At 74.4% G+C, this 23,012-nt stretch carries 20 protein-coding genes; 9 read left to right on the forward strand and 11 right to left on the reverse strand.

Annotation, left to right across the window (positions count from 1 at the left end):
* Window positions 1-351: 351 nt before the first annotated feature.
* Window positions 352-1,713, forward strand: a complete 1,362-nt coding sequence (locus tag ACFQBR_RS08880) for a YeeE/YedE family protein (RefSeq protein ID WP_344177380.1) — start codon at window positions 352-354, stop codon at window positions 1,711-1,713.
* A 109-nt stretch (window positions 1,714-1,822) separates the two neighbouring features.
* On the opposite strand, the gene ACFQBR_RS08885 is transcribed toward ACFQBR_RS08880, so the two are convergent.
* The 4 genes from ACFQBR_RS08885 to ACFQBR_RS08900 all read right to left on the reverse strand — a co-directional run bounded on the left by ACFQBR_RS08885 (window position 1,823) and on the right by ACFQBR_RS08900 (window position 5,937).
* Window positions 1,823-3,094 (reverse strand): aspartate aminotransferase type Ic, encoded by a 1,272-nt coding sequence (locus tag ACFQBR_RS08885; protein WP_267949733.1) that lies wholly within the window; start codon window positions 3,092-3,094, stop codon window positions 1,823-1,825.
* Window positions 3,095-3,187: 93 nt separating this feature from the next.
* Window positions 3,188-3,850 (reverse strand): 2-dehydro-3-deoxy-6-phosphogalactonate aldolase, encoded by a 663-nt coding sequence (locus tag ACFQBR_RS08890; RefSeq protein WP_344177383.1) that lies wholly within the window; start codon window positions 3,848-3,850, stop codon window positions 3,188-3,190.
* 73 nt (window positions 3,851-3,923) lie between these two features.
* Window positions 3,924-4,976, reverse strand: a complete 1,053-nt coding sequence (locus tag ACFQBR_RS08895; RefSeq protein WP_344177385.1) for a 2-dehydro-3-deoxygalactonokinase — start codon at window positions 4,974-4,976, stop codon at window positions 3,924-3,926.
* A 166-nt stretch (window positions 4,977-5,142) separates the two neighbouring features.
* A complete protein-coding gene (locus ACFQBR_RS08900) occupies window positions 5,143-5,937 on the reverse strand; it encodes an IclR family transcriptional regulator (protein ID WP_344177388.1) in 795 nt (264 codons plus the stop codon).
* 278 nt (window positions 5,938-6,215) lie between these two features.
* On the opposite strand from ACFQBR_RS08900, the gene ACFQBR_RS08905 reads away from it, so the two are divergent.
* Window positions 6,216-7,349, forward strand: a complete 1,134-nt coding sequence (locus ACFQBR_RS08905) for an ISL3 family transposase (protein WP_344177462.1) — start codon at window positions 6,216-6,218, stop codon at window positions 7,347-7,349.
* A gap of 302 nt (window positions 7,350-7,651) precedes the next feature.
* Here the strand turns inward: ACFQBR_RS08905 and ACFQBR_RS08910 are convergent, their stop codons facing one another.
* The 5 genes from ACFQBR_RS08910 to ACFQBR_RS08930 form a co-directional block, all read right to left on the reverse strand.
* Complete coding sequence (locus ACFQBR_RS08910; protein WP_344177390.1) at window positions 7,652-8,251, reverse strand: GNAT family N-acetyltransferase; 600 nt, start codon at window positions 8,249-8,251, stop codon at window positions 7,652-7,654.
* Window positions 8,248-8,586, reverse strand: coding sequence for a transcriptional regulator (locus ACFQBR_RS08915; RefSeq protein WP_267949727.1), 339 nt, complete (start codon window positions 8,584-8,586; stop codon window positions 8,248-8,250). The genes ACFQBR_RS08910 and ACFQBR_RS08915 overlap by 4 nt, the downstream gene beginning before the upstream one ends.
* A complete protein-coding gene (locus tag ACFQBR_RS08920) occupies window positions 8,583-9,008 on the reverse strand; it encodes a hypothetical protein (RefSeq protein ID WP_267949726.1) in 426 nt (141 codons plus the stop codon). The genes ACFQBR_RS08915 and ACFQBR_RS08920 overlap by 4 nt, the downstream gene beginning before the upstream one ends.
* A gap of 356 nt (window positions 9,009-9,364) precedes the next feature.
* A complete protein-coding gene (locus ACFQBR_RS08925; protein ID WP_344177394.1) occupies window positions 9,365-11,197 on the reverse strand; it encodes a BNR-4 repeat-containing protein in 1,833 nt (610 codons plus the stop codon).
* 69 nt (window positions 11,198-11,266) lie between these two features.
* Entirely contained in the window at window positions 11,267-12,595 is a 1,329-nt protein-coding gene (locus tag ACFQBR_RS08930) for an MFS transporter (protein WP_344177397.1), read from the reverse strand.
* Between the two features lie 183 nt (window positions 12,596-12,778).
* Between ACFQBR_RS08930 and ACFQBR_RS08935 the strand changes: the two genes are divergently transcribed.
* The 3 genes from ACFQBR_RS08935 (at window position 12,779) to ACFQBR_RS08945 (ending at window position 15,942) form a co-directional block, all read left to right on the forward strand.
* Window positions 12,779-13,954, forward strand: coding sequence for a mandelate racemase/muconate lactonizing enzyme family protein (locus ACFQBR_RS08935; protein WP_344177399.1), 1,176 nt, complete (start codon window positions 12,779-12,781; stop codon window positions 13,952-13,954).
* A gap of 180 nt (window positions 13,955-14,134) precedes the next feature.
* Window positions 14,135-15,211, forward strand: coding sequence for a dihydrodipicolinate synthase family protein (locus ACFQBR_RS08940; protein WP_378552767.1), 1,077 nt, complete (start codon window positions 14,135-14,137; stop codon window positions 15,209-15,211).
* Window positions 15,208-15,942: an SDR family NAD(P)-dependent oxidoreductase gene (locus ACFQBR_RS08945; protein ID WP_378552769.1), complete on the forward strand. Its 735-nt coding sequence runs from the start codon at window positions 15,208-15,210 to the stop codon at window positions 15,940-15,942. Before ACFQBR_RS08940 ends, ACFQBR_RS08945 begins: the two co-directional genes overlap by 4 nt.
* Before the next feature lie 172 nt (window positions 15,943-16,114).
* Here the strand turns inward: ACFQBR_RS08945 and ACFQBR_RS08950 are convergent, their stop codons facing one another.
* Window positions 16,115-17,047, reverse strand: coding sequence for a TauD/TfdA dioxygenase family protein (locus tag ACFQBR_RS08950; protein WP_267949720.1), 933 nt, complete (start codon window positions 17,045-17,047; stop codon window positions 16,115-16,117).
* Window positions 17,048-17,785: 738 nt separating this feature from the next.
* Between ACFQBR_RS08950 and ACFQBR_RS08955 the strand changes: the two genes are divergently transcribed.
* The 3 genes from ACFQBR_RS08955 (at window position 17,786) to ACFQBR_RS08965 (ending at window position 20,459) form a co-directional block, all read left to right on the forward strand.
* Window positions 17,786-19,009 carry an MFS transporter gene (locus ACFQBR_RS08955; protein WP_344177409.1) on the forward strand — a complete coding sequence of 408 codons (1,224 nt, stop codon included), beginning with the start codon at window positions 17,786-17,788 and terminating at the stop codon, window positions 19,007-19,009.
* A 174-nt stretch (window positions 19,010-19,183) separates the two neighbouring features.
* Complete coding sequence (locus tag ACFQBR_RS08960; RefSeq protein WP_267949718.1) at window positions 19,184-19,339, forward strand: hypothetical protein; 156 nt, start codon at window positions 19,184-19,186, stop codon at window positions 19,337-19,339.
* Between the two features lie 232 nt (window positions 19,340-19,571).
* The gene (locus ACFQBR_RS08965) at window positions 19,572-20,459 is read left to right on the forward strand and encodes a glycoside hydrolase family 19 protein (RefSeq protein WP_344177411.1); all 888 of its coding nucleotides are present in this window, start codon (window positions 19,572-19,574) and stop codon (window positions 20,457-20,459) included.
* 266 nt (window positions 20,460-20,725) lie between these two features.
* On the opposite strand, the gene ACFQBR_RS08970 is transcribed toward ACFQBR_RS08965, so the two are convergent.
* Complete coding sequence (locus ACFQBR_RS08970; RefSeq protein WP_344177413.1) at window positions 20,726-21,397, reverse strand: pyridoxamine 5'-phosphate oxidase family protein; 672 nt, start codon at window positions 21,395-21,397, stop codon at window positions 20,726-20,728.
* Between the two features lie 67 nt (window positions 21,398-21,464).
* Here ACFQBR_RS08970 and pdxR point away from each other — a divergent pair, with 67 nt between their 5' ends.
* Window positions 21,465-22,916: a MocR-like pyridoxine biosynthesis transcription factor PdxR gene (pdxR, locus tag ACFQBR_RS08975; protein WP_352987234.1), complete on the forward strand. Its 1,452-nt coding sequence runs from the start codon at window positions 21,465-21,467 to the stop codon at window positions 22,914-22,916.
* The last annotated feature ends 96 nt before the right edge of the window (window positions 22,917-23,012 follow it).

The raw sequence follows: 23,012 nt of genomic DNA on the forward strand, positions 1-23,012 counted from the left end.
CGCACCCCGGCGTCCCCTCGGCCCCGTGGTGGCGCGTCACACGGTGCCCGCCCGTTGCCGTACGAGTGCTGTGTCCTAGAATGTTCGCCGTGTCCGATACAGCCCGCTTCCTGCGCATGGTCCTCATCTCCATGTCGCTGACGAGCACCGATGACGGCCTCTGTCGCCGCCGGTGCCGCGACGGCGTGCGCTGACGCGAGGCCCCGGGGTTCCCTCCCCCGCCTCCTCACGGGCGCCCGTGCCCGGTACCGGTCCCCGTCCCTCCGGACGCAGTCATCCCTGTTCCACGGCACCGGTCCGCCCCAGGACCGCCGCCGTTCCCCGCCACCGCATGGTTTGGACAGCACCCGCATGACCACTAACCCCACCTCACCGCCCGGAAATACCGACTCGGTGGGAAGCGTCGACGGCCCCGCCGCCGACGCCCCCGGGTCGGCCGCCGGCACCGCCACGGCGACCGTCTCGCCCGCCCTCGCCCTGACCTGGCGGCCCGCCCTCTCCGTGCCCCCGCCCCGGGCCGCCGAGGCTGAGCCGGTCCGCTGGTGGCCGCTGGGCATCGCCCTGGCGGGCGCGCTCGCGCTGGCCGCCTACGTGTGGAACGCGCACGGGGCGCTGCCCGCCGTCCTGCTGGTCCTGGGCACCGGCCTCGGCTTCACCCTGTTCCACTCGCGGTTCGGCTTCACCTCGGCCTGGCGACAGTTCCTCGCCGTGGGCAACGGCACGGGCCTGCGCGCGCACGCCGTGCTGCTGGGCACGACCGCAACCCTGTTCGCCCTGGTCATCGGCACCGGAACCGGACTGTTCGGCAGCGCCCCGGCGCCGTCGGCCGGCCCCATCGGCATCGCCCTGTTCCTGGGGGCGTTCCTGTTCGGGATCGGCATGCAGCTCGGCGGCGCCTGCGCCTCGGGCACCCTCTTCGCGGTCGGCTCCGGCCAGTCCGCGATCGTCATCACCCTGGTCGGGTTCATCGCGGGCTCGGTGATCTACAGCGCCGCGTGGCCGCTGGTCGCGGACCTGCCCGCGCTGCCGCCGTTCCTGCTCTCCGACCACGTCGGCTGGGGCGGCTCCTGGGCGATCACGATCGCCCTGCTGGCGGCGCTGGTCGTGGGCACCCGGGCGGTGCAGAACCGCCGCGTCCCGCCGCCCGTGGGCGCCCCGCCCTCGGCCCGGGGCGCGCTGCGCGTGGTGCGCGGCAGCTGGCCGCTGATCGCCGGGGCGCTGGTCCTGGCCGTGCTCGGCACCGCCGTGCTGGTGGTCTCCGGCGGCCCCTGGGGCATCACCTCGGCGTTCAACCTGTGGGGGGCCAAGGCCCTGCAGCTGGTCGGCCTGCACCCGGAGACCTGGGCGTTCTGGAGCCAGCCGGCCCAGGCCGAGCAGCTGGCCGGCCCCGTGCTCCAGGACAAGAACAGCCTCACCAACATCGGGATCATCCTCGGCGCGGCGGTGGCCGCCGGCGCCGCCGGGACGTGGAAGCTGCACACCGGCCTGAGCTGGAACCTGGTCGCCGCCGGGCTGGCGGGCGGCGTCCTGATGGGCATCGGCGCCCGTCTGGCCGGGGGCTGCAACATCGGCGCCTACCTGGCCGGAATCGGCTCGGGGAGCCTGCACGGGTGGCTGTGGGCGGTCTTCGCGCTGGCCGGGACCTGGGCCGGGCTGCGCGCCCGCACCCTGTTCGGCCTGGGCGTGCCCAAGCCGAGTGACAGCGTCTGCTGACCCGGCCCCAGAAGCACCACGGCCCCGCCCGCGCGAACGCGGGCGGGGCCGTTCCCGTTCCACGGGAACGGGGCGCCGGGGCGGCCGTCGGCCGCCCCGGCCCCCTGGGTCAGCCCTTCAGCTGCTTCTCGATCCCCACCAGGCGCACGCAGACCGTCAGGCCGTGCATGGCCTGCTCCAGGTCCTCCTGGCCGGGGTAGCTGGGCGCGATGCGGATGGTGGCGTCGTCCGGGTCGTCGCCGTAGGGGTGGGTGGCGCCGGCGGGGGTGAGCACGATGCCCGCCTCGGACGCCCGGCGGACGACCTCCTTGGCGCAGCCGTCCTGGACCCGCAGGGTGACGAAGTAGCCGCCCTTGGGCTCGGTCCACGTGGCCAGGCCGGTGCCGCCGAGCTCCGCCTCCAGGATCCGCTGCACGGCGTCGAACTTGGGCCGCAGCAGGTCGCGCTGGCGGTCCATGTGGGCGCGCACACCCGCCTCGTCGCGCAGGAACTGCGCGTGGCGCAGCTGGTTGACCTTGTCGGGGCCGATGGAGCGCTTGCTGTTGTTGGCGAGCAGCCACTTGACGTTGGCGGGCGAGGAGCCGAAGAAGGCGACGCCGGAGCCGGCGAAGGTGATCTTCGAGCTGGACCCGAAGACGAACACCCGGTCGGGGTTGCCGCTGTCGGCGCACGCCGCGAGGACGTCGGCGATCTCGACGGGCTCGTCGGTGAGGTGGTGCGCGGCGTAGGCGTTGTCCCAGAAGATCCGGAAGTCGGGGGCGGCGGTCGGCATGGCCGCGAGGCGGGCCACGGTCTCGTCGCTGTAGCTGACGCCGTCCGGGTTGCTGTACTTGGGCACGCACCAGATGCCCTTGACCGCGGGGTCCGCGGCGGCCAGGCGCTCCACCTCGTCCATGTCGGGGCCCTCGGGGGTCATCGCGACCGGGATCATCTCGATGCCGAAGCGCTCGCACAGGGCGAAGTGGCGGTCGTAGCCGGGGACGGGGCACAGGAAGGCGATGCGCTCCTCGTCGACCCAGCGGCGCTCGGAGCCCGGCAGGACGCCGAGGAGGGCGTGCACGATGCTGTCGTGCATCAGCTCGAGGCTGGAGTTGCCGAGGGCGAGCAGCTGTCCGACCGGCGTCTGGAGGACCCCGGCGAAGATCTCGCGCAGCTCGGGCAGGCCCTGGAGCCCGCCGTAGTTGCGCACGTCCGTGCCGTCTGCGGCGGTGTGCGTGTCGCCGGGGAGGCCGAGCAGGGCCTCGGAGAGGTCCAGCTGCTCGGGCGCGGGCTTGCCCCGGGTGAGGTCCAGCGAGAGGCCGCGGGCGGCCAGGTCCGCGTAGTCCTTCTGGGCCCGCTCGAACTGCCCTTCCAGGGCGTCGTGGCTCTGCTCGGTGGTCATGGTGGAGTCCTCTCGCGGATACGTCGTGGGGCGCTGCCGAGGATACCGAGAAGGGAGGGGCCGCCGTTCACCGCCCGGGGCCCCGCCGCGGCCTCAGCGGCTGGTCGCGGGGCCGTCCGCCCCCAGCCGGCGCAGTCGCGGGGCCGCCTCGTCCCAGGCTCCGACGAGTTCCGCGGCGACCGCGACCATCTCCTCCTCGGCGATCCCCGGGCGGTAGACGGCGGAGCCGATGCCGAAGCCGGTGGCGCCCGCCTCGACCCACGCGCCCAGGGAGGCGGCGCCGATCCCGCCGACGGGGACGAGTTCGAGGTCGGCGGGCAGCACCGCGCGCCAGGCCTTCATCCCGTCGATGCCCACCTGGGTGGAGGGGAAGAGCTTGACCGCGCGGGCGCCGGCGTGCACGGCGGTGAACGCCTCCGTGACCGTGGCCACGCCCGGGTAGGAGTCCATGCCCAGCGCGACGGTCTCGCGGACGACGTCGGCGTCGACGTTGGGCGACACCACGATCTGACCGCCCGCGTCGTGCACGGAGCGCGCCTGCGCGGTGGTGAGGACGGTCCCGGCGCCCACCCGGGCGTCGTCGGGCAGCTCCTCGCGCAGGACCTCGATGGCGCGCAGGGGGTCCGGGGAGTTCAGGGGCACCTCCAGGGTGCGCATCCCGGTCTCGTAGAGGGCGGAGCCCACGCGGGCGGCGTCCGCGGCGGGCAGGCCGCGCAGGATGGCGATGAGCCCGCTGGGGCGGCGTGTGTCGGTCATGGTTCTCTCCATGGGTCGTCTGGCCGTCCGGTCCCGCCGGTGTTCCACCGGCCGCGCGGACGGGCGTGGGTCGTCAGGGGGCTGCGGGTGCGCGGTCCGCGTCGTCGGGTCCGGCCGTGCCGGAGCCGTCGCCGAGCAGTCCCGCGCGCCGGGCGAGGTGGGCCAGGGCGCGGGGGGTGGTCCCCGTGGCTCCGCGGGCGGAGGCCACGCCCGCCCGGGAGAGCGCGCGCCCGTAGCGGTCGCACAGGTCGTCGGTCCCCAGGAGGAGGACGTCGTCCGCGCCCGGCGTGTCCGCACCGCCGCGGAGCTCGCCGCGGACCTCGCTGCCGATGACGAGGCCGGAGACGTAGTCGCCGACCTGGTCGGGCCGGAGCCGGCCGGTGACGACGAGGGAGCGGGCGGAGAAGAGGGTTCCGAGGAGCCCGGGGTCCCCGTCGGGGCCCATCGCCACGTCCAGGCCCCGCTCGTAGGCCTCCCACCGGTCGCCCTCCGCCGGCCGGGCGAGGCGGCCGAGGATGCTGTTCTCCATGAGCAGCGCGTAGACCTCGCCGCTCATGTGGGTGGTGAAGCCGGTGACGGCGGAGCCGCGCAGCCGCACCCACTTGGCGTGGGTGCCGGGCAGGACGACGGTCCGTTCGCGTCCCCCGCCGGGCTGCGCGGTGGCGTCCCCCGCGACGTCGGCGAGCAGCGCGCCGACGACCTGGGTCTCCTCGCCGCGCAGGAGGCCGGGCAGGGGCCCCGGGGCGGTGAGCCCGGGCAGGATGTGGACCGGCCCCAGGGAGGACTCGACCCTCGTCAGGGGCAGCGCGGTCGCCAGCGGGTCGACCGGGAGCTCGACGTAGGGCGCCTGGGCCCAGCCCTGGTCGCTGCCGACCATGCCGCTCGCGACGACGGGCAGCGCCCGGGGGGCGGCCTCCACCCAGTCCAGGCACAGGGAGCGCAGCGCCCGGTCGAAGGCCTGTTCCCTGCTCTCGCCCGCCTCGCGCGCGCCGGCCGTGACGCGCATGACGCCGTCGTCCGTGGACCTGTGGTCGAGGACGGTTCCGTCCTCCGTCAGGAGGTAGGCGCGGCAGGAGCTGGTGCCCCAGTCCAGCGCCACGAGCCGGGCCGCCGAGTAGTCGTCCATCGCATCCGTTCCGTCGTGCCGTGGTCTGGCCTTATGCCGACAGGTAACGCGAGGCGTCCCACTTTGTCGAACACCGTCCCACATAGAGGGATGGATGGACGCCATGGGGGCCTGACCGGGGACGGGACCCGGCCCTTCCCGGACGCGGCGCGCGACCCCGGCCGGGTCAGCCCCTCGGGGCGAGGATGCGGTGGGCCTGGTAGCCCAGGGCCAGGGCGACGCGGTCGGCGGCCTCGATGACGGTCCCGGCGAGCTCCGCCTCGCGGTGCTGCAGGTCGATCGCGCTCAGCGGCCCGGACACGGACAGGCCCGCGACGATCTCGCCGGTGACGTCGCGGACGGGGGCGGCCACGCAGGCCCTCCCCAGGGCGAGTTCCTCGACCTCGGTGGCGTAGCCCCGTGCCCGGGAGCGCTCGATCTCCGCGTCCAGGGCGTCGTGACCGGTGACGGTGGAGACGGTGTAGGCGTGGAGGTCGTCCCCGAGCAGGGCGCGGCGCTGCTCTGCGGTGCTCGACAGCAGCAGGCACTTGCCCAGGCCGGTGGCGTGCAGGGGGTTGCGGCTGCCCATGAGCACGTGGGCCTTGGGCGCCAGGGCCCCCTCGAAGTTGCACAGGTAGAACAGGGAGTCCCCGTCCCGGACCGCGACGTTGGCGCCGAGGCCGAGCTCCTGGGCCAGGCGCTGGGCCACGGGGCGGGCCTCGCGGTGCACGGGGTTGCCGTTGAGGAAGGCGGCGGCCAGCGACACGTGGTCCATGCCGAGGCGGAAGAACCCGCTGTCCTCGTCCTTGCCGATGAGGCGCGCGGACTCCAGGGTCGCCAGCAGCCGGGAGACGGTGGACTGTCCGATGCCGGTCAGCCGCGCGATGTCGGACACCCGAAGCTCGGGCTTTCCCTCCAGGAAGGCGCGGAGCACGCTGATCGCCCGCTCGACGGACTGGTTCCCACTCTGTTCGGCTGCCACCACGGTCCCATCGCATAAGTGATGCACTGTCCGCATCGTCATCTGCACTGTACGGGTACTCGGTTCGCCGTACCAAACACCCTGCTCACACCGCGCCCGGCAGCGCCGGACCTCCTGTTGACGAGCACGGGGATGGGTTCTGGCACTGATCTTGTGGTTTGCTCACGAAGAGTTATGGGGGCCTGCGATTCTGAGCTGCGTGTGAACTTCAGGGGATCGAAGGGCTTCTTCCGCATCTGTCCGGGCTCGTGGTGGAAAGCGGGGAACGGACACCGGGGATGCTCCATCCCGTAGCTCGGGCGAGTTCCGCTGTCGAGGCCTGCCCAAGGTGTGGGACGGAGTCGACCCGCTTGCATGGCCGCTATGAACGCACCGTCCGCGACAGCACGGTCGGCGGAGCAGAGGTCGTGATCCGGTTGCGCATCCGCCGGTTCCGGTGTCTTGACCCGGACTGTCCGGCGGTGACGTTCGCGGAACAGATACCCGGGTTGACCTCGCCTCATGGCCGGTTCAGCCTGCCGCGCAAGGAAGCCATGACCGCGATTGCGCGAGCGCTCGCCGGCCGTGCGGGGGCTCGGTTGGCCCAGCTGCTGGGGATGCCGGTCAACCGGATGACTTTGCTGCGCTCGCTGCGGGCGCTGCCCGATCCCGAGTTGGCCGCGGCGCCCTCGGCCCTGGGGGTGGACGACTTCGCGCTGAAACGCGGGAACGTCTACGGGACGGTCCTTCTGGACATGGGCACCCACCGGCCGGTCGATCTCCTGCCCGGTCGGACCTCCTCCGCGTTCGCGGCGTGGTTGAAGGAGCACCCCGGAGCACGGGTGATCTGCCGGGACCGCTCCGGGGCCTACGCCGACGGAGCCCGCGTCGGAGCACCCGAGGCTGTCCAGGTCGCCGGCCGCTTCCACCTGTGGCACAACCTCACCGAGGTGGCCGAGCGCGGCCTGGAGCCGATGCTGGGGCCAGTCCAGCGCGCGGCAGAGCGCGTGGGTGTGCAGAGGAGCGCCCGCGTGAGCGAGCGGGACCGGGACGCCCGCCGACAGGTCCGTGCCCCCGGCGACGGAGCTGCGGGCGCGGTGCACGGCGGTGGCGTTGTCGCGGTAGAAGGCGTAGGCGGCGCGGTCGGTGTCGGTGAGCCGGTACCCGGGGCGGACCCGGCCGCCGACGACTGGGGCGTCGGGGTCGATCCACCGCCACACGGTGCGCTCGCTGACTCCGCACCCGGCGGCCGCCAGCCGCACGTGCCGGGACGTGAGCGTTCCCGCCGTGGCGAGCTGACGCGACCGCGCGGTCGCCGCCTGTCTCTTCTCCGGATCGACCACTGCCCACCCCGCGCCGCACGGCTCCTTCGAGGTGAGTATGCGACGAAGGGAAGGTGCTTGTCCGGAGAACGCACACATCACCCGAAGTGACCGCGATCGGCCCCACGCCGTCGGCGGGTCGCGAGGCCGCGCCTGTCCACACCCCAAGGTGTTCTCGCAGATCAGAGGGGAGACCCATCCGGGCGTTCCGGGTGGCCTACCCGTCCTGCGTGGTTCATGCCCGCTCGTCCTGGTTCTGGCCGCCGACAACCCCCCGCATAGCGGCGGCGGGGGCGTCGCGGCAAGACAATCACGAACGAGGGCGTCCGTCGCGGCGAGTCACCCCCGTGTCGGTGTGCCGGGGCCGCGGTCAGCCGACCATCGCCCCTTTCCGGCTTATCTTGTCCGCCCCCTCAGGCGGACCGTGTTTCGTTGCCGGCACCGGTCGTGTCCAACACTGTGCGCATCGTCCATACCGGCGGCCCGCCGGGACGCTGGGAACGGTCGGTGACGCGGAAGCCGTACCGCTGGTAGAGGCTGACGTTGCGCTCTTCGGAGGTCTCCAGTCGCACGGCTCGGGCGCCCTGCCGTCCCGCTGCGTCAAGGCCGAACTCGATCAGGGCTCCCCCGAGCCCTTTGCCCTGGTGGTCTGGGTGGACTCCCAGGGTTTCCAGACTCCAGTCGTCGGGGTCCACGGGCCGCTGGTCGGCGCCTGCCAGGCGGTCGATCCGGTCGCCGTACAGGGTGATGATCCGCTCGAGGGTTGCCTCGCCGGGCTCCGATGCGTCCGGAGGCAGGAGCGCGACCACCCCCTCACCGTGCTCGCTGACCGCAACGATCCCGTGGTCCAAGGCGTGTTTCAGGTAGAGGTGCTGGAGCTCGTGCAGCCGGGATGTGTAGTCGTCCTCGGGGATGACATAGCGCGTCCACGGGTAGTCGTCGAAGGCCGCGACCAAGGTGTCGACGACCGCGTCCAGGTCCTGGGGTACGCCGAGGCGCAGGAACGAAGTCACGAAGGGTCCTCTTCTGGGGTGTGGGTGGGTGGGTGGCCGGGGCCGGAGTCAATGATTGCCCGCAGGGTGGTCAGGTGCCGGTTGAACGCGTCGTGGCCCGCGTCGGTGATACTGACCCATGTGCGGGTGCGTCTGCCCACGGCCTCCTTGCGGACGTCGACCAGGCCTGCTTCCAGGAGCACGGTAAGGGTCTGGGACAGGGTGGAGTCGCTGACCTCCAGGAGGTCGGCGAGAAAACGGAAGTCGGTCTCCTCCAGGTTCCGCAGCGCGGCTAGGAGCGAGAACCTCACCGGTGAGTGGATGAGCGCGTCCAGGTCCTTGCGCGGATGGCTCATCGACGCGAACTCGCCCACAGGCACGCCGCGATCGGGCTGGCCGCGACGGCGCCGGCCAGCACCCACCACCACGGCGAGGAGGCGCCCACGAGCTGGAGGGCGGGGTCGAGCATCAGGGTGTAGAGCGCGAACCACGTTGCCACGGCGATGCCCGTGTTGCGCAAGCCGTGGCGCGGTGCCGACAGGCTGTGGCGGTACGCGGTCGCCCAGACCGAGGCCGAGGCCAGCAGCAGGAGGGCGAACGCGGTCCAGTACGGAGCCCCGAACACGTCGATGGAGAGCGTGAAGGCCAGGGCGAACACGGTCTGCAGTGCCACGAACCACCGGAACCAGCGCACTGCGCGCAGCGCGCGGGCACCGGCCTCCTGGCTGGTGGACACACGGGAAACCGCATCATCATAGGTGAAGTGATTTTCTGCCATGCAACCACTTTACCACTCATAAAGTTATGATTGTGGGCGGACGACCCGCATCCGTCGCACGGGGCGGCTCTCGGGGGCGAGGGGATCGCTACAGGACCTAGAGCCAGACCCCGCCGGAGGCCACGGATCGATTGGGGCCCTCGGAGCTACTTACGGGTTACTGTCCTGTTGCCGGGCCTTCGGGAGAACCATGCCTGGTCAGTGCGCCTTGCGGAGGATGTGTGCGCAGGGGAAGCACTGACATGCCCGTGCTCGTGTCCACTGTCATGTTCGCGTTCGTCAACACCTCCGCCGCCGTACCCGTGCGGCACGGCCGGGCCGGGGCCCGCGCCCCTGCCGGGAGGCGCCCCGGCCCCTCAGGAGAACACCTGGAACTCCCGGACCCTGGCGACGTCGACCTCCGAGGCCGAGGGGTCGGTCACGACCAGCTGGACCCGGTCGACCTCGGCGGACGCGAACTCCACGACGCGCAGCTCCTCGGTGTTGCCGCTCACCGAGGCCAGGGTGGTCCAGCCCCCGCCGGGGGTCCGGCCGCGCACCTCGAAGTCCCGCAGGACGGTGGAGGCGGGGTCGGGCGCGTAGCCGCTGGCCACGCGGACCGCCGACACGTCCGCCACCGCCCCCGGGTCCACGGTGAGGGTGGGCTCGGCGTCGCCCTCGGCGGAGATCCAGCGCGAGGCGTCCGAGCAGTCGCCGTCCACGGCCCGGTCCCCTCCGCTGTCGGCGTCGCGCCGGGAGCTCACCGACGTGGCGCCGCCCAGGGCGAGGTTCTCGCCCAGGTCGGGGTCCTCGGACAGGCCCGAGACCAGCTCCTCCCACGTGCCGCCCCCGGAGGGCGTGCCCCGGGACAGGCCCATGCGGAACACCGAACCCCGCGTCCCCTCCGCCAGGGGCGCGCTGACGTAGAGGGTGTCGGCGCCGTCGGCGCCGGTGAGGGCGCTCAGCCGCTGGAGGCCGGGGCGCTCGGGCCCGGCCCGGTCGAGCAGCCACGGCCCGCTCCCGGACCGCTCCGCCCGCACCACCTGGCTGAACGCCCCCGCGCAGCGGCGGTGCTCGGCCACGAGGTAGACGCGGGTGGTGCCGTCGGCGTGCGTGGTGTCGATCGCCGCGGAGGTGTGCACGCCGCCCGCGCCCGCCTCGGCCAGCACCTCCCTCTCCCAGGCGGTCCCGGTCCAGCGCGCGTACCGGGCGTCGTAGCCGGAGAAGCCGTCCCCGGTGTCACGGTCGCGGAAGCGGTAGGCGACGCCGGCCAGGGAGCCCTCCGGGGTGAGCGCCAGCTTGGCGCTCTGGAGGGAGGGCGCCTGCGTGCCGATGTCCTCGCCCTCGGTGTAGGGCTGGTAGACGACCGCTCCCCCGGGGTCGGCCGCGGCGGGCAGCGCGACGGGGGCGCCCGCGGCGTCCTTCGCGGTCCCGGTCGCGGGGTCGTAGACGAGGTAGGAGCCCAGGTGGCGGGCGGTGCTGGAGGGGAAGGGGCCCCACTCCCACAGCACGTGCACCCGGCCCCGGCCGTCCACCTCCAGGTCGTCGGGGTAGAACGCGTGGCCGGGGGCGGAGGCGACCGTGGTCTCGCGGGACCACTCCCCCGCCGCGTTGTCCCAGCGGTACAGGCGGCCGTGGCGCCTGTCGGCGGCGTCGGCCCTGACCAGCGCGTACACGTCGCCGCTCGCGTCGTCGCGGGCGGTCACCGGGTACGTGTAGGTCCCCCCGCCGTCGGGGAGGTCGGCGGCGGACTCCACGAGCGAGTCCACGTCGCCCGGGGCGGTGGAGCGGTAGTAGCGCCAGGCGTCGTTGTGCATGGACACGAAGGCGTGGACGCGGCCGTCGCCGTCCACCGTGATCGAGGGCTGGTTGTGTCCGATGTCGTCGGTGTAGGAGACGCAGTCGGCTCCGGCCCGGGCGCGCAGGCACCCGGAGGTCCACTCCCCCGAGGCGGTGCGCCGGGCGAGGTGGACCTCGTGGCGCCCGGCCTCGGAGGCGGGGGCGTTGAAGGCGAGGTAGTCGTGGCCGTCGACGGAGTCGATCGGCTTCCACCAGGCGGCCTGGTTGGAGGTGTCGACCGCGTAGGGCATCTCCTCGATGTCCGCGGGGGCCTCGGGCGGCGCGGCGAGCGCGCTTGCGGGGGCCGAGGCCAGGCCCGCGGCGAGGGCGGCGGCGGCCAGGGCGGGCAGGGTGCGTCCGGTTCTTCTCACAGGGGGTGTCCAGTCCGTGGTTCGGGGGGCGGGCGGGGTGCCCCGGGGACTCCGGCGGGGCGGCGCGGGTCAGGGGGCGGCGTCGGCCGGGGCGCGCCGTCCGGCGGTCTCGCGGAGCCGGAGCACCGTGCCCAGGGAGATCGCGGCGACGAACATGATGTAGAAGGCCGGGCTGATGGGGGACCCCGTGGCCGCCACCAGCATTCCGGCGAGGTAGGGGGCCGTGCCGCCGAAGAGGGCGACGGCGATGTTGTAGGGGATCGCGATGGCGCCGTTGCGCGTGCGCGGGGGGAAGAGTTCGGCCATCGCCGCGCTGACCGCCCCGTCGAAGGCGGCGATGAGCACGCCGAGGAGGGCCATCGCCAGGAACGCGAGCACGAAGCTGCCCTGGGACATGAGCCAGAAGGCGGGGTAGGACAGCAGCAGGAACCCGCCCGCGCCCGCGACGAGCAGCGGCTTGCGGCCCACCCTGTCGGACAGCGCCCCCATGAACGGCACCAGGACCGCGACCACGGCCAGGCACGCGGTGGTGACCTGGAAGGACTGCACCGAGCTGAAGCCCAGGGTCTGGGCGAGGTGGCTGGGCATGTAGGTCTGGAGCGTCCAGTGGGCGACGGCCTTGATGACGACCATGCCCGCGAGCAGGAGCATCGCGGTCCCGCCGGTGCGGAACGCCTCCCTGACGGGGGACTGCGCGATCTCGCCGAGCTTCTCCAGGCGGCGGAACTCCGGCGTGTCCTCCATGCGCACGCGCAGGTAGAGGCCGACCAGGCCGAGCGGGAGCGCGAGCAGGAAGGGGATGCGCCAGCCCCAGTCGCCCATGGCGGCGTCGCCCAGGACCGTGGTCAGCAGCAGGGCCAGCCCGGAGCCCGCGACGAAGGCCAGGAACCCGAAGGTGTCGATCCAGCTGGTGAGGAAGCCGCGCCGGCCGCGGGGGGCGTACTCGAACAGCAGGGTCGTGGCGCTGGCGGACTCGCCCCCGGCGGCGAAGCCCTGGACGAGCCGGGCGAGGACGAGCAGCAGCGGGGCGAGGGCGCCGACCGTGGCGTAGGTCGGCAGGACGCCGATGAGGAAGGTCGCCCCCGAGGTGATGAGGACGATCAGGGCGAGGACCTTCTGCCGTCCGATCCGGTCGCCCAGCGGTCCCCAGAAGAGGCCGCCGAGGGGGCGGACCACGAAGGAGACGGCGAACAGCGCGAACGTGGAGAGCAGCGCCGCGGTGGGGTCCCCGGGGGCGAAGAAGTTGGCCGCGATGCTGGTGGCGAGGGTTCCGTAGATCCCCATCTCGAACCACTCCACGAAGTGTCCGATGCCCGTGGCGAGCAGGACCTTCCTCGTCTCCCTCCGGGTGGGAGGGGCGACGTCCGCGGCGCGCACGTCGGATGTTCCTTCGGTCATGTCTACCTCGTCGTCCGTGTCGTCGGCCGGGGGTCCGGCCGCGTGGCGGAAGGCCGGCGCCACCGCTATCGCGGGAGCGCGTTGCACCCTGTGTCTTATCCACCACGTCATTGCATGAGCCATGCAGTGTGTGCAACAGTGATTTAACTCAGTCGACATGTCAAGGGTCACATGGGAAGTTCGATGCGCATTCGTAACGTAGAGACGTTCGTCGTCAAGGTGCGGGGCCCAGCCGCCTACCTCGGCTCCCTCGCCGACGGCTCGGCGCTCACCGAGGAGCAGGGCTACCGGGTCCGCGAACCGTGGCTCAGCCTCTACTCCGCCCTCTTCGAGACCCTCCTGGTCCGCGTCGAGGCCGAGGACGGCACCGCCGGGTGGGGCGAGGCGCTGGCCCCCGTCGGCCCCGAGATCCCGGCGCAGGTGGTCGACGGACTGCTCGCCCCGCAGCTCATCGGCGCCGACGCCACCGCGCCGCGCCCCGCCTGGGCGCGGCTGCGCTCGCTCATGCGCGAGCGGGGCCACCTGGTCGGCCACCAGGCCGACGCGCTCGCCGCCGTCGACATCGCCCTGTGGGACCTGGCCGGGAGGATCAGCGGACTCGGCGTGGCGGCCCTCCTCGGCGGCGCGCACCGCACCCGCGTGCCCACCTACGTGTCCGGGCTCCCGAGCCCGGACGACGCCGGACGGGCAGACCTCGCCCGCCGGTGGCAGGAGCGGGGGGCCCGCACGGTCAAGCTCCACCTGGGCAACGGGGTGGACGCCGACCTGGCCACCGTCGACGCGGTGTCCGCGGCGGCGCCCGGCCTGGCCCTCGCCGTGGACGCGCACTGGCGCTACACGCCCTCCCAGGCCGCCCGGCTGGGGCGGGAGCTGGCCGACCGCGGGGCGGTGTTCCTGGAGGCCCCGCTCGCGCCGGAGGACGTCGAGGGCCACCGCCGCCTCGCCGACCGGATCGAACTGCCCGTCGCCGTCGGCGAGACGCTGCGCAACCGCTACGAGTTCGCGCAGTGGCTGGCGGCGGGGGCCCTCGGCCTGGCCCAGCCCGACGTCGGCCGCACCGGCGTGACCGAGGCCGCCTCGATCGCCGAGGTGTGCTCGGCCCACCACGTGCCCGTCGCCCCGCACCACTCCGTCGGCCTGGGCCCCGCGCTCGCCGCCGGGGTGCACGTGAGCGCGGCGACGGAGGACTCCCCCTTCTTCGAGTACCAGCCGACCACCGTCGAGACCGCCGCCGAGCTGGGCTTCCACTTCGACGCGCACCCCGACGGCATCGGGCTCGGCTCCGGCCCCGGACTCGGCCTGGAGGTCGACGAGGAGCGCGTCCGCTCCGCCGCCGTCCGCCACCGCTCCACGCGGTGACCCCGCTCCGGCCCCGGAGCGGCCGCGCCCGGCGCCGCCCCCGGGGGGACGGACGGAGCGCACCGTCCGGCGCCGGGGCGCAGCGCCCGCCCGCACCTGCCGGGCCGCCCGGCGCGGCGGCGCGCCGCCGCCCGCAGACCACGACCGACGAACCAACCAACCACCGGAAAAGAGGCGACCATGACCGCTCTCGGCGGACTCGTCCCCATCCTCGCCACCCCCTTCCACCCGGACGGAACCCTCGACGACGAGGGGCTGCGCCGGCTCGTCCGCTTCCAGTTGGCGTGCGGCGTCGACGGCCTCGCCGTGTTCGGCATGGCGAGCGAGGGCTTCGCCCTCACCGCCGACGAGCGGTCCCGGATCCTCGACGCGGTCGCCGAGGAGGCCTCGGGAGCGGTGCCGGTCGTCGCGGGGGTCAACGGGACCTCCGTCGAGACGGCCGTCGAGCAGGCGCGGGCCGCGGAGGCGGGCGGGGCGGACTCGCTGATGGTGCTGCCCCCGTACATGGTCAAGCCCTCGGCCCGCCAGGTGGTGGAGTTCTACACCCGGGTGTGCGCCGCGACGGCGCTGGACGTGATGGTCCAGGACGCGCCCGGGGCGACGGGGGTGTCCATGGCTCCGGCCGTGATCGCCGAGATCGCCGCGCTGGACCGGGTCACGTCGGTCAAGGTCGAGTCGCCGCCCACCCCGGCCTCGACCGCCGCCGTGCGCGCCGCCCTGGACGCGCGGGGCGCCGACGCGGCCGTGCTGGGCGGCCAGAACGCCTTCTTCCTGCTGGAGGAGTACGGGGCCGGCGCCGTGGGCACCATGCCCGCCTGCGAGGTGAGCGACCTGCTGGGCGGCGTCCTCTCCCTGTGGGAGGGCGGGGACCGCCGCGCCGCGAGGCGCGCCTACGACCGGCTGCTGCCGCTGCTGCGCTTCGGCATGCAGGGCGGCGTCGCCTGGGCCGTGCACAAGGAGGTGCTGGTGGCCCGCGGCGTCATCGGCTCCGCCGCCGTGCGCCTGCCCGCCGCCCCGCTCGACCCGCGCACCGCCGCCGGGCTCGCCGCGATCCTGCACGACCTCGGCCTGCCCGACCACGACACCGTCGTGGCGGCGGCCCGGGGCGCGAACCCGTCGCCGCGCGCGGCGGGGACGGCGGACACCGGTCCCGGTCTCGGGCCGGACGGCTCCGGGGCGCAGGCCGCGGGAGCCCCGAAGGCCGCGTCCGCCCCGGCGGACGGGAGCGCTGCGGCGGCGGGCGGTGCGGGCCGATGAGCAGGCGCGTCCTCGTCGTCGGGGCCTCCTCCGACATCGGCCGGGCCGTCTCCCGGGCCTTCGCCTCCCGGGGCGACCGGGTCGCGGGCGTCTCCCTGGAGGAGTTCGACGATCCCTCGCTCGACCTCGCCCTGGCCGCCGACTGCGCGGACCCGGCGGGCGCGGCGTCGGCGGTCGCCGGGGCGGCCGAGGCCCTGGGCGGACTGGACGTCCTGGTCCCGGCGGCCGCGGCCATGCCCGTGGCCCCCGCCGAGCACACCAGCGACGAGCAGTGGCGCACGGCCGTGGACACCACCCTGGGCTCGGCGTTCTACACCTGCCGGGCGGCGCTCCCGCTGCTCGGCGAGGGGTCGGCGATCACGGCCGTCGGCTCGGTTAACGGCACGCTCGCGGCGCCCGGCCTGCCCGGCTACGCGGCGGCCAAGGCCGGCGTCGAGGGGCTCGTGCGCCAGCTCGCGCTGGAGTACGGGCCGCGGGGGGTGCGGGTGAACGCGGTCGCGCCGGGGCTCATCGGGGGCAGGGGGCTGGCCGCCGCCTCCGAGGGCTACCCGCTCGGCCGCACCGGCACGCCCGAGGAGGTCGCGCACGCGGTCGTGTTCCTGTCGGCCCCGGAGTCCTCCTTCGTCACCGGCGTGGTCCTGCCGGTGGACGGCGGGCTCTCCATCGCCTCCCCCGCCGCGTTCCTGCGCCCCGACCTGCGCGCCCGGTTCCTCCCCGGCGCCGGGGACTGACCCCGGGCCGCCCACGGACCCCCGCCCGTCGGACGGCGGGCGGGGCCACCGCGGGGGCGTCGGGACCGGCCCGGCCTGGCCGGGGCCGCCCGGGTTCTCCCCCGCCGACCCGGCCTGAAGAAGTCCCCGCCACCGGGCCCCGGCGGCCCGCCCGCCGGGGCCGGGTCCCCTTCTAGAAGGGGCGGTCCCCCACGATGGCGACGCGCTCGGCGATCCGGGGGTGGGGGTGGTAGTCGTTCACCGCGTAGTGCTGGGTGGCGCGGTTGTCCCAGAAGGCGACCGAGTCGCGCTCCCACCGGAAGCGCACCTGGAACTCCGGCGCGTGCGCCTGCTGGAACAGGAAGCGCAGGATCTCGTCGCTCTCGGCCCGCTCCATCCCGACGATGCGGGTCGTGAAGGAGACGTTGACGAACAGCGTCCTGCGCCCGGTCTCGGGGTGCGTGCGCACGACGGGGTGCTCGACCGGCGGGAACCGGTCCTGCCACTCCAGGAGCCTGCGCTCGTCCAGGAACCGCGAGAACCCCGGGATGACGTCGTGGACGGCGGTGCGGCCCTCGATGCGCTCCTTGACGGTGTCGGGCAGGTTGTCGTAGGCGGCGGCCATGTCGGCCCACAGGGTGTCGCCGCCCACGGGCGGGACCTCCACCAGGCGCAGGATCGCGCCCATGGCGGGCCGCTCCCTCCATGTCACGTCGGTGTGCCAGACGTTCTCGTAGCTGGGAGGCGTCCCGCCCTTGGCGAACCGGGCGACGTGGGCGTCGTCCCCCTGGTCGATGAACGGGTTGGTCTCCAGCTCCCCCCACATCCGGGCGACGGCCTTCTGGCGCGCGGAGTCGATGGGCTGGTCGCGGAAGAAGACGACCTTGTACTCCAGGAGCGCGCGGTGGATCTCGGCGCGCAGCTCCTCGCCGATCTCCTCCCGCAGGTCCACGCCGTGGATCTCGGCGCCGATGAGGGCGCCGAGGGGTCGGACCTCGAACAGGCGGTAGGGCTGGGCGGACGCGCCCTCGGGGAGCCGGCGCAGTGTGCGCGGGCCCTCGACGAGCGCCGTGTCGACCGCGGCGCTGTCGCGCAGCCCCGTCGTGGTTTCGATCATCGCAGTCATGTTCCATACCTTTCCGATGGGAAAAAAGGATAAACGGAGGGGCGTCCACCGGGACCCGCGGCTCGCCGGGCGGCGACCGGGGGACGGAGGCCCTGTTCACGGGCGGGGGCGGTCTGCGCGGAGGGAGTGAGGCACGAGTCCCCGGACACCGGACCGGACGCCGCGCCGGGCACGGGGAGCGGACGGGACGGGACACGGAGACACGGCCCCGGGACCGGGCCCGGCGTTCACCGGCGGAACGCCGGCACGGGGGCCGCCCGCGGGTCAGGCGCGGGGAGGGGAGCCCAGTCGGCCGCGGCGCAGGATGAGTCCCGGCGTGCCGCGGCGCTTCCGGTCGGGCCGGGCGGACCGGCGGGCGGTCGGGCGGTTCGACGGGAGGGCGTCCATGGGACCGACAGTGGCGCATCGGGGCCGCCCCGTCAATGCCCTCCGCCGACAGGCGTCCGTACCCCGGCGCGGGCGCGGCGGGGCCTTGGGCGTATGGGCGGATGACCGGACAGGCGCGGATAGTCGCAGGTTGACCGTAAAGAACCTGGAATGCCAGGCAAACGACAGATGGTCATTCGGTGAATACTCAGTGTAGTAAAGGGGATATGGACATGAACGCGTCACCTGTTCGTTCGATCCCTGGACCTGCCCCTTCCAGGGCGAGGAGTCCCCCGTGCAAGAGCGATGGAACCGTGCCTCCGTTCCCCAGCCCTTCACCCGCTCCCGGCCGTCGTCGGGCGGGTGGCGCGTATGACCTTTCGGCGCCCGCGCCCGCGGAGACGGCGACCGGCCGGCACCGAGGCGCGCGGGGCGCTGGCTGCCCTGTGCGTCACCGTCACCGTCAGCCAGGGAGTGCTGTTCTACGCCTTCCCCGTGCTGGGACCGGCCATCGCCGAGGACACCGGCTGGTCCCTCCCGATCGTCATCGTCCTGTTCTCCGGCTCCCAGGTGATGGCGGGGCTCAGCGGCCCCTTCGTGGCGCGCTGGCTGCGCCTGCGCGGCCCGCGCGCGGTGATGACCGCGGCCGCGCTGCTCGGGGCCCTCGCGGTCGTCGGGGTCGCCCTGGCCCCCGACCTGTGGTTCTTCGGCGCGGCCTGGCAGGTGGCGGGGATCGCCGTCGCCGGCCTCTCCTACCCGCCCGCCTTCGCCGCCCTGACCCGCTGGTACGGTCCGCGCCGGGTCCGGGCCCTGACCTTCCTCACCCTGGTCGGCGGCCTGGCCAGCACCGTCTTCGCGCCGCTGACCGCCGCGCTGGAGGCACAGGTCGGCTGGCGCGGCACCTATCTCGTCCTCGCGCTGATCCTGGCCCTGGTCGCGGTCCCGCTGCACGCCCTGGCCCTGTCCCGGCCCTGGAACCCCGCCCGGGCGGAGGACCGTATCCGCGACCGCACCGCCGTACGCGCGGTGCTGCGCAGCGGCGCGTTCTGGGCGCTCACCACGGCGCTGGCCCTGGGCACCCTGACCGTGTACGCGGTGGTGGTCGCCATCGTCCCGCTCATGCAGGAGCGCGGCTACGGCACCACCGAGGCCGCCTGGGCGCTCGGCGTCGTGGGCGTGGGGCAGGTGCTGGGCCGCCTCGCCTACGCCCCGCTGGCGCGGATCAGCGGGTCGGTCCACCGGATCGCGGTCGTGCTCCTGGCCTGCGCGGCGGCGACCGCCCTGCTCGCCCTGGTCAGCGGACCGCTGTCCCTGGTCATCGGCGCCGCCGCGCTGGTGGGCTCCGCCAGGGGCGTGCTCACCCTGCTCCAGGCCACCGCCGTGGCGGACCGCTGGGGGGAGGCGCACTACACCACGCTCAACGGCGTCATGCACACCCCGCTCATGCTCACCATGGCGCTGGCCCCGGGGGCGTGCGCGCTGCTGTCGGGCCCGATGGGCAGCTACGCCGCCGTGTTCCTGCTGCTGGCGGGGCTCTCCGTGCTCGGCGCCGTCGTCGCCCTGGCCAGCGGCCCGCAACGGGGCCGGGCCCCCTGAGCGGGCCCGCACCACCTGTTCCGCGGACATCGACCGGATGCGGGCATCGAGGTTGCCGGCGGCCGGCCTCCGGGAACAAGGGGAGCAGGATCCCGACCGCCGACAAGGACACCGTGACCCGCCCCACCGCCCCCCGGTCGCGGGCACGGCGCACAACGACCCGAGGAGACACAGGTGAGCGAGCAGCCCCCCGAAGGCGGGATCGACGACCCCGCCGGGACCGAACCGGACGGCGGCATCAACGACCCGATGTCAGCCCCGGAGGGCGGGGTCGGAGACCCCCTCGGCTCCGGCCCCGAGACGGAGGGCGGGGTCGGGGACCCCGTCTGACACGGGAAGGACCGCCCCCGTCCACCGCGAGGCGGACGGGGGCGCGGTGCGTCCGGAACCTACCGCCCGCGTCCCGGAGGCACCCTCCCCCACACCGGCCCCGTCCGTTCCGTCACCGTATCCTCACGATCCGTGGCACAGGTCTTGACAGGTCTAGACCAGCTTGCTTAGGTGACGGCACCCCCTGCGGCGCGCGGTCGGACGTCGCGCCGCACCCTAGGAGTGTGACCCCGTGATCCGACGTCTCCTGAGCCAGCTGGCCGCGCTCGGCGCGCTCGCCGCTGTGCTCGCCGTCCTCCCCGCGTTCTCCGCGCAGGCCGCCACCGCCTGCGCGACCGCCTGGAGCTCCTCCGCCGTCTACACCGGCGGCAGCCAGGCCTCGTACAACGGCCGCAACTACACCGCCAAGTGGTGGACGCAGAACGAGCGCCCCGGCGCCTCCGACGTCTGGACCGACCAGGGCGCCTGCGGCAACGGCGGCGAGGAGGAGCCCAACCCCGTCGCGTTCGTCGTCAGCGAGGCCCAGTTCAACCAGATGTTCCCGAACCGGAACTCCTTCTACACCTACAGCGGCCTCACCACCGCCCTCAGCTCCTACCCGGCCTTCGCCAACACCGGCAGCACCGAGGTGCGAAGGCGCGAGGCGGCCGCCTTCCTCGCCAACGTCAGCCACGAGACCGGCGGGCTGGTGCACATCAGGGAGACCAACGAGGCCAACTACCCGCACTACTGCGACTGGAACCAGCCCTTCGGCTGCCCGGCCGGCCAGGCCGCCTACTACGGACGCGGTCCGATCCAGCTCAGCTGGAACTACAACTACAAGGCCGCCGGCGACGCCCTGGGCATCGACCTGCTGAACAACCCCTACCTGGTCGAGCAGAACGCCTCGGTCGCCTGGCGGACCGGCCTCTGGTACTGGAACACCCAGAGCGGCCCCGGCACGATGACGCCCCACAACGCCATCGTCAACGGCCACGGCTTCGGCGAGACCATCCGCTCGATCAACGGCGCGATGGAGTGCAACGGCAACAACCCGGGGCAGGTCCAGAGCCGCATCAACAAGTTCACGGAGTTCACCCAGATCCTCGGCACCAGCACCGGGGGGAACCTGAGCTGCTGATCCGGCGGGCGCGGCGAAGCGCCCGCGGACCGCATCGGAGCGGGGGTGTCCCCGGCGACCGCCGGGGGCGCCTCCGCTCCGGTGTCCCGGGAGCGGGGGCCGGCCCCGCCGACCCTGTTCCCGACCCCGCCGGACGGCGCTCCGGGCCGTGCCTCCCCGCACCGTCCCGGCCCCGCGACCGGACGGCCCCCTCCCACGGGGCCCGCGCCCGTGGAGCACGACCGGGCCCGCGCACCGCCCCGGAACCCCTCGGAGGGCGCCCGGGGTCAGCGCGCCCCGACCGTGCCACCGGACGGCGCAAGCGCGCCGGAGAGCGCCGCGACGTGCTCGGGCACCCCGGTCCCGGGCGCCAGGCCGGGGTCGGGCTCGGGTGCGCCGAACACCTGGCGGACCGGCACGACGCCCGCCCAGACCGGCAGGCCGAGGTCGTCCTCGTCGTCCACGGGCGGGCCGGTCCGCACCTTCACGGAGGCCTCCTCCAACGACAGCGCCAGCACCCGTGTGGCGGCGAGCTCCTTGGCGGTGGGCGGGCGGACGGCGTCCCACCGCCCCGGCGCGAACTGCTCGGTCAGGGCCCGCAGCGCGGCCAGCGACTCCTCCTCGTCCCCGACCACGCGCGGCACGCCGTAGACCATGGCGGAGCGGTGGTTGAGGGAGTGGTTGAACGCGGACCGGGCCAGGACGAGGCCGTCCACGAGGGTCACGGTCACGCACACCTCCCCGCCGGCGCGCAGCGACCGGGCGCCGGTGGACCCGTGCAGGTAGAGGGTGTCGCCGATGCGGCCGTAACCGGTGGGGACCACCATGGGCGCGCCGTTCACGACGACGCCGAGGTGGCAGACCGACCCGGCGTCCAGGAGGTCGTAGAGGTCGGTGCGCGCGGTCCGGGCCTTGTGCTTGGCGCGGCCGAGTCTGGTGCGTTCCGTGGTCGAGAGCATGGAGCTAGCCTAGGAAGAAGTGGACTCCCCGAACACAGCCACTTCCTCCCTGAAACGGAAGACCACTTTGCCCCGACCGCCGGCCGACCCGCCCCTGCGCCTGGACCGCTCCAGCGCGGTGCCGCTCACCGTGCAGCTGTCCGACGCGCTGCGCGGCGCCATGTCCGAAGGGCTGCTCAGGCCGGGCGAGCGCCTGCCCTCCAGCAGGTCCCTCGCCGCGCAGCTGGGCGTCAGCCGGACCGTCGTGACCGAGGCCTTCCAGCAGCTGTACGCCGAGGGCTGGCTCGACGGACGGCACGGGTCGGGCACCTACGTCGCCGAGCACGCCTCCCCGTCGGCCCCGCCCTCCCCCGGCGCGCCCGCGCCTCCGGGGGGCCGGCCGCCGCCCGCGGCGGGCCGGGCGCCCGAGCCGCGCCTGTCGCGGGCGGAGGCCCGGCGGCTGGGCATGGTCGACCTGCGTCCGGGCGTCCCCTGGGTGCGCTCGCACGACGGGGCCGCCTGGCGCAGGGCCTGGCGGCACGCGGCCTCCCTGCCGCTGGACGACGACCCCGACCCCCGCGGGCTCCCGCGGCTGCGCGAGGCGCTCGCCGAGCACCTGCGCCGGACCCGCGGCGTCCGGGTCGGCCCGCGGAACGTCCTGGTCACCCGAGGCACGGGCAACGGCCTGGACCTGCTCGCCGCGACGGTCCTGGCCCGGGGCGGGCGGGCGGGGGTCGAGGAGCCCGGCTACCAGAGGGCGCGCGACATCCTGGAGTCGCGCGGGGCGGAGGTCGTCCCCTGCCGGGTGGACCGGGACGGCATCGTCGTCGACGACCTGCCCGCCGACCTGTCCGTGGTCTACACGACGCCCGCCCACCAGTACCCGCTCGGCGGACGCCTCCCGGTCCCCCGCCGCGAGCGCCTGCTGGCCTGGGCGCGCAGCCGGGGCGCGCTGGTCGTCGAGGACGACTACGACGCCGAGTTCCGCTACGACGTGGCGCCGCTGCCCGCGCTGTACGGGTTGGACCCCGGGCACGTGGTCCTGCTCGGCACCCTCTCCAAGACGCTGTCCCCGGACCTGGGGATCGGCTGGCTGGTCGCCGACGCCGCGCTGCTCGAACGCGTGGCCGGGACCCGCGACCGCCTGTCCGACCGCACCGGCGTCCAGGCCCAGGCGGCGACGGCCCTGCTGCTGGAGCGCGGCGACCTCGACCGGCACCTGCGCCGCATGCGCCTGGAGTACGCCCGCCGGCGGCGGACGCTGATCGACCACCTGGGCCCGTACCTGACCGGGGACACGGCGGGGCTGCACGTCATGCTGCCGCTGCCGGCCGACGCGGTCGCCGGGGTGGTGGCCGAGAGCGCGGAGCAGGGCGTCCTGGTGGAGGACACCTCGCGTGCGAGCCACGGCGAACCGACCGTCCACGGCCTGATCCTGGGCTACGGGGCCGCGCACCCGGCCGACCTGCGCAGGGCGTGCCGGGTCCTGGCCGGGGCCGTGGGCCGCCGCGCGGGGGGCGGCGGCCCGGCGGCCCGCTGAGCCCCCCGCCGTTCCGCGGAGGGAAGGGGCGTGGGCCCCGGGACATGGGGACCGGACCGCCGTCGGGAAGCAGTTCGGGCAGCGCTCCCCCGTGGG

This window comes from Nocardiopsis tropica, from assembly GCF_042660575.1.
Classification (GTDB): Bacteria; Actinomycetota; Actinomycetes; order Streptosporangiales; family Streptosporangiaceae; genus Nocardiopsis; species Nocardiopsis tropica.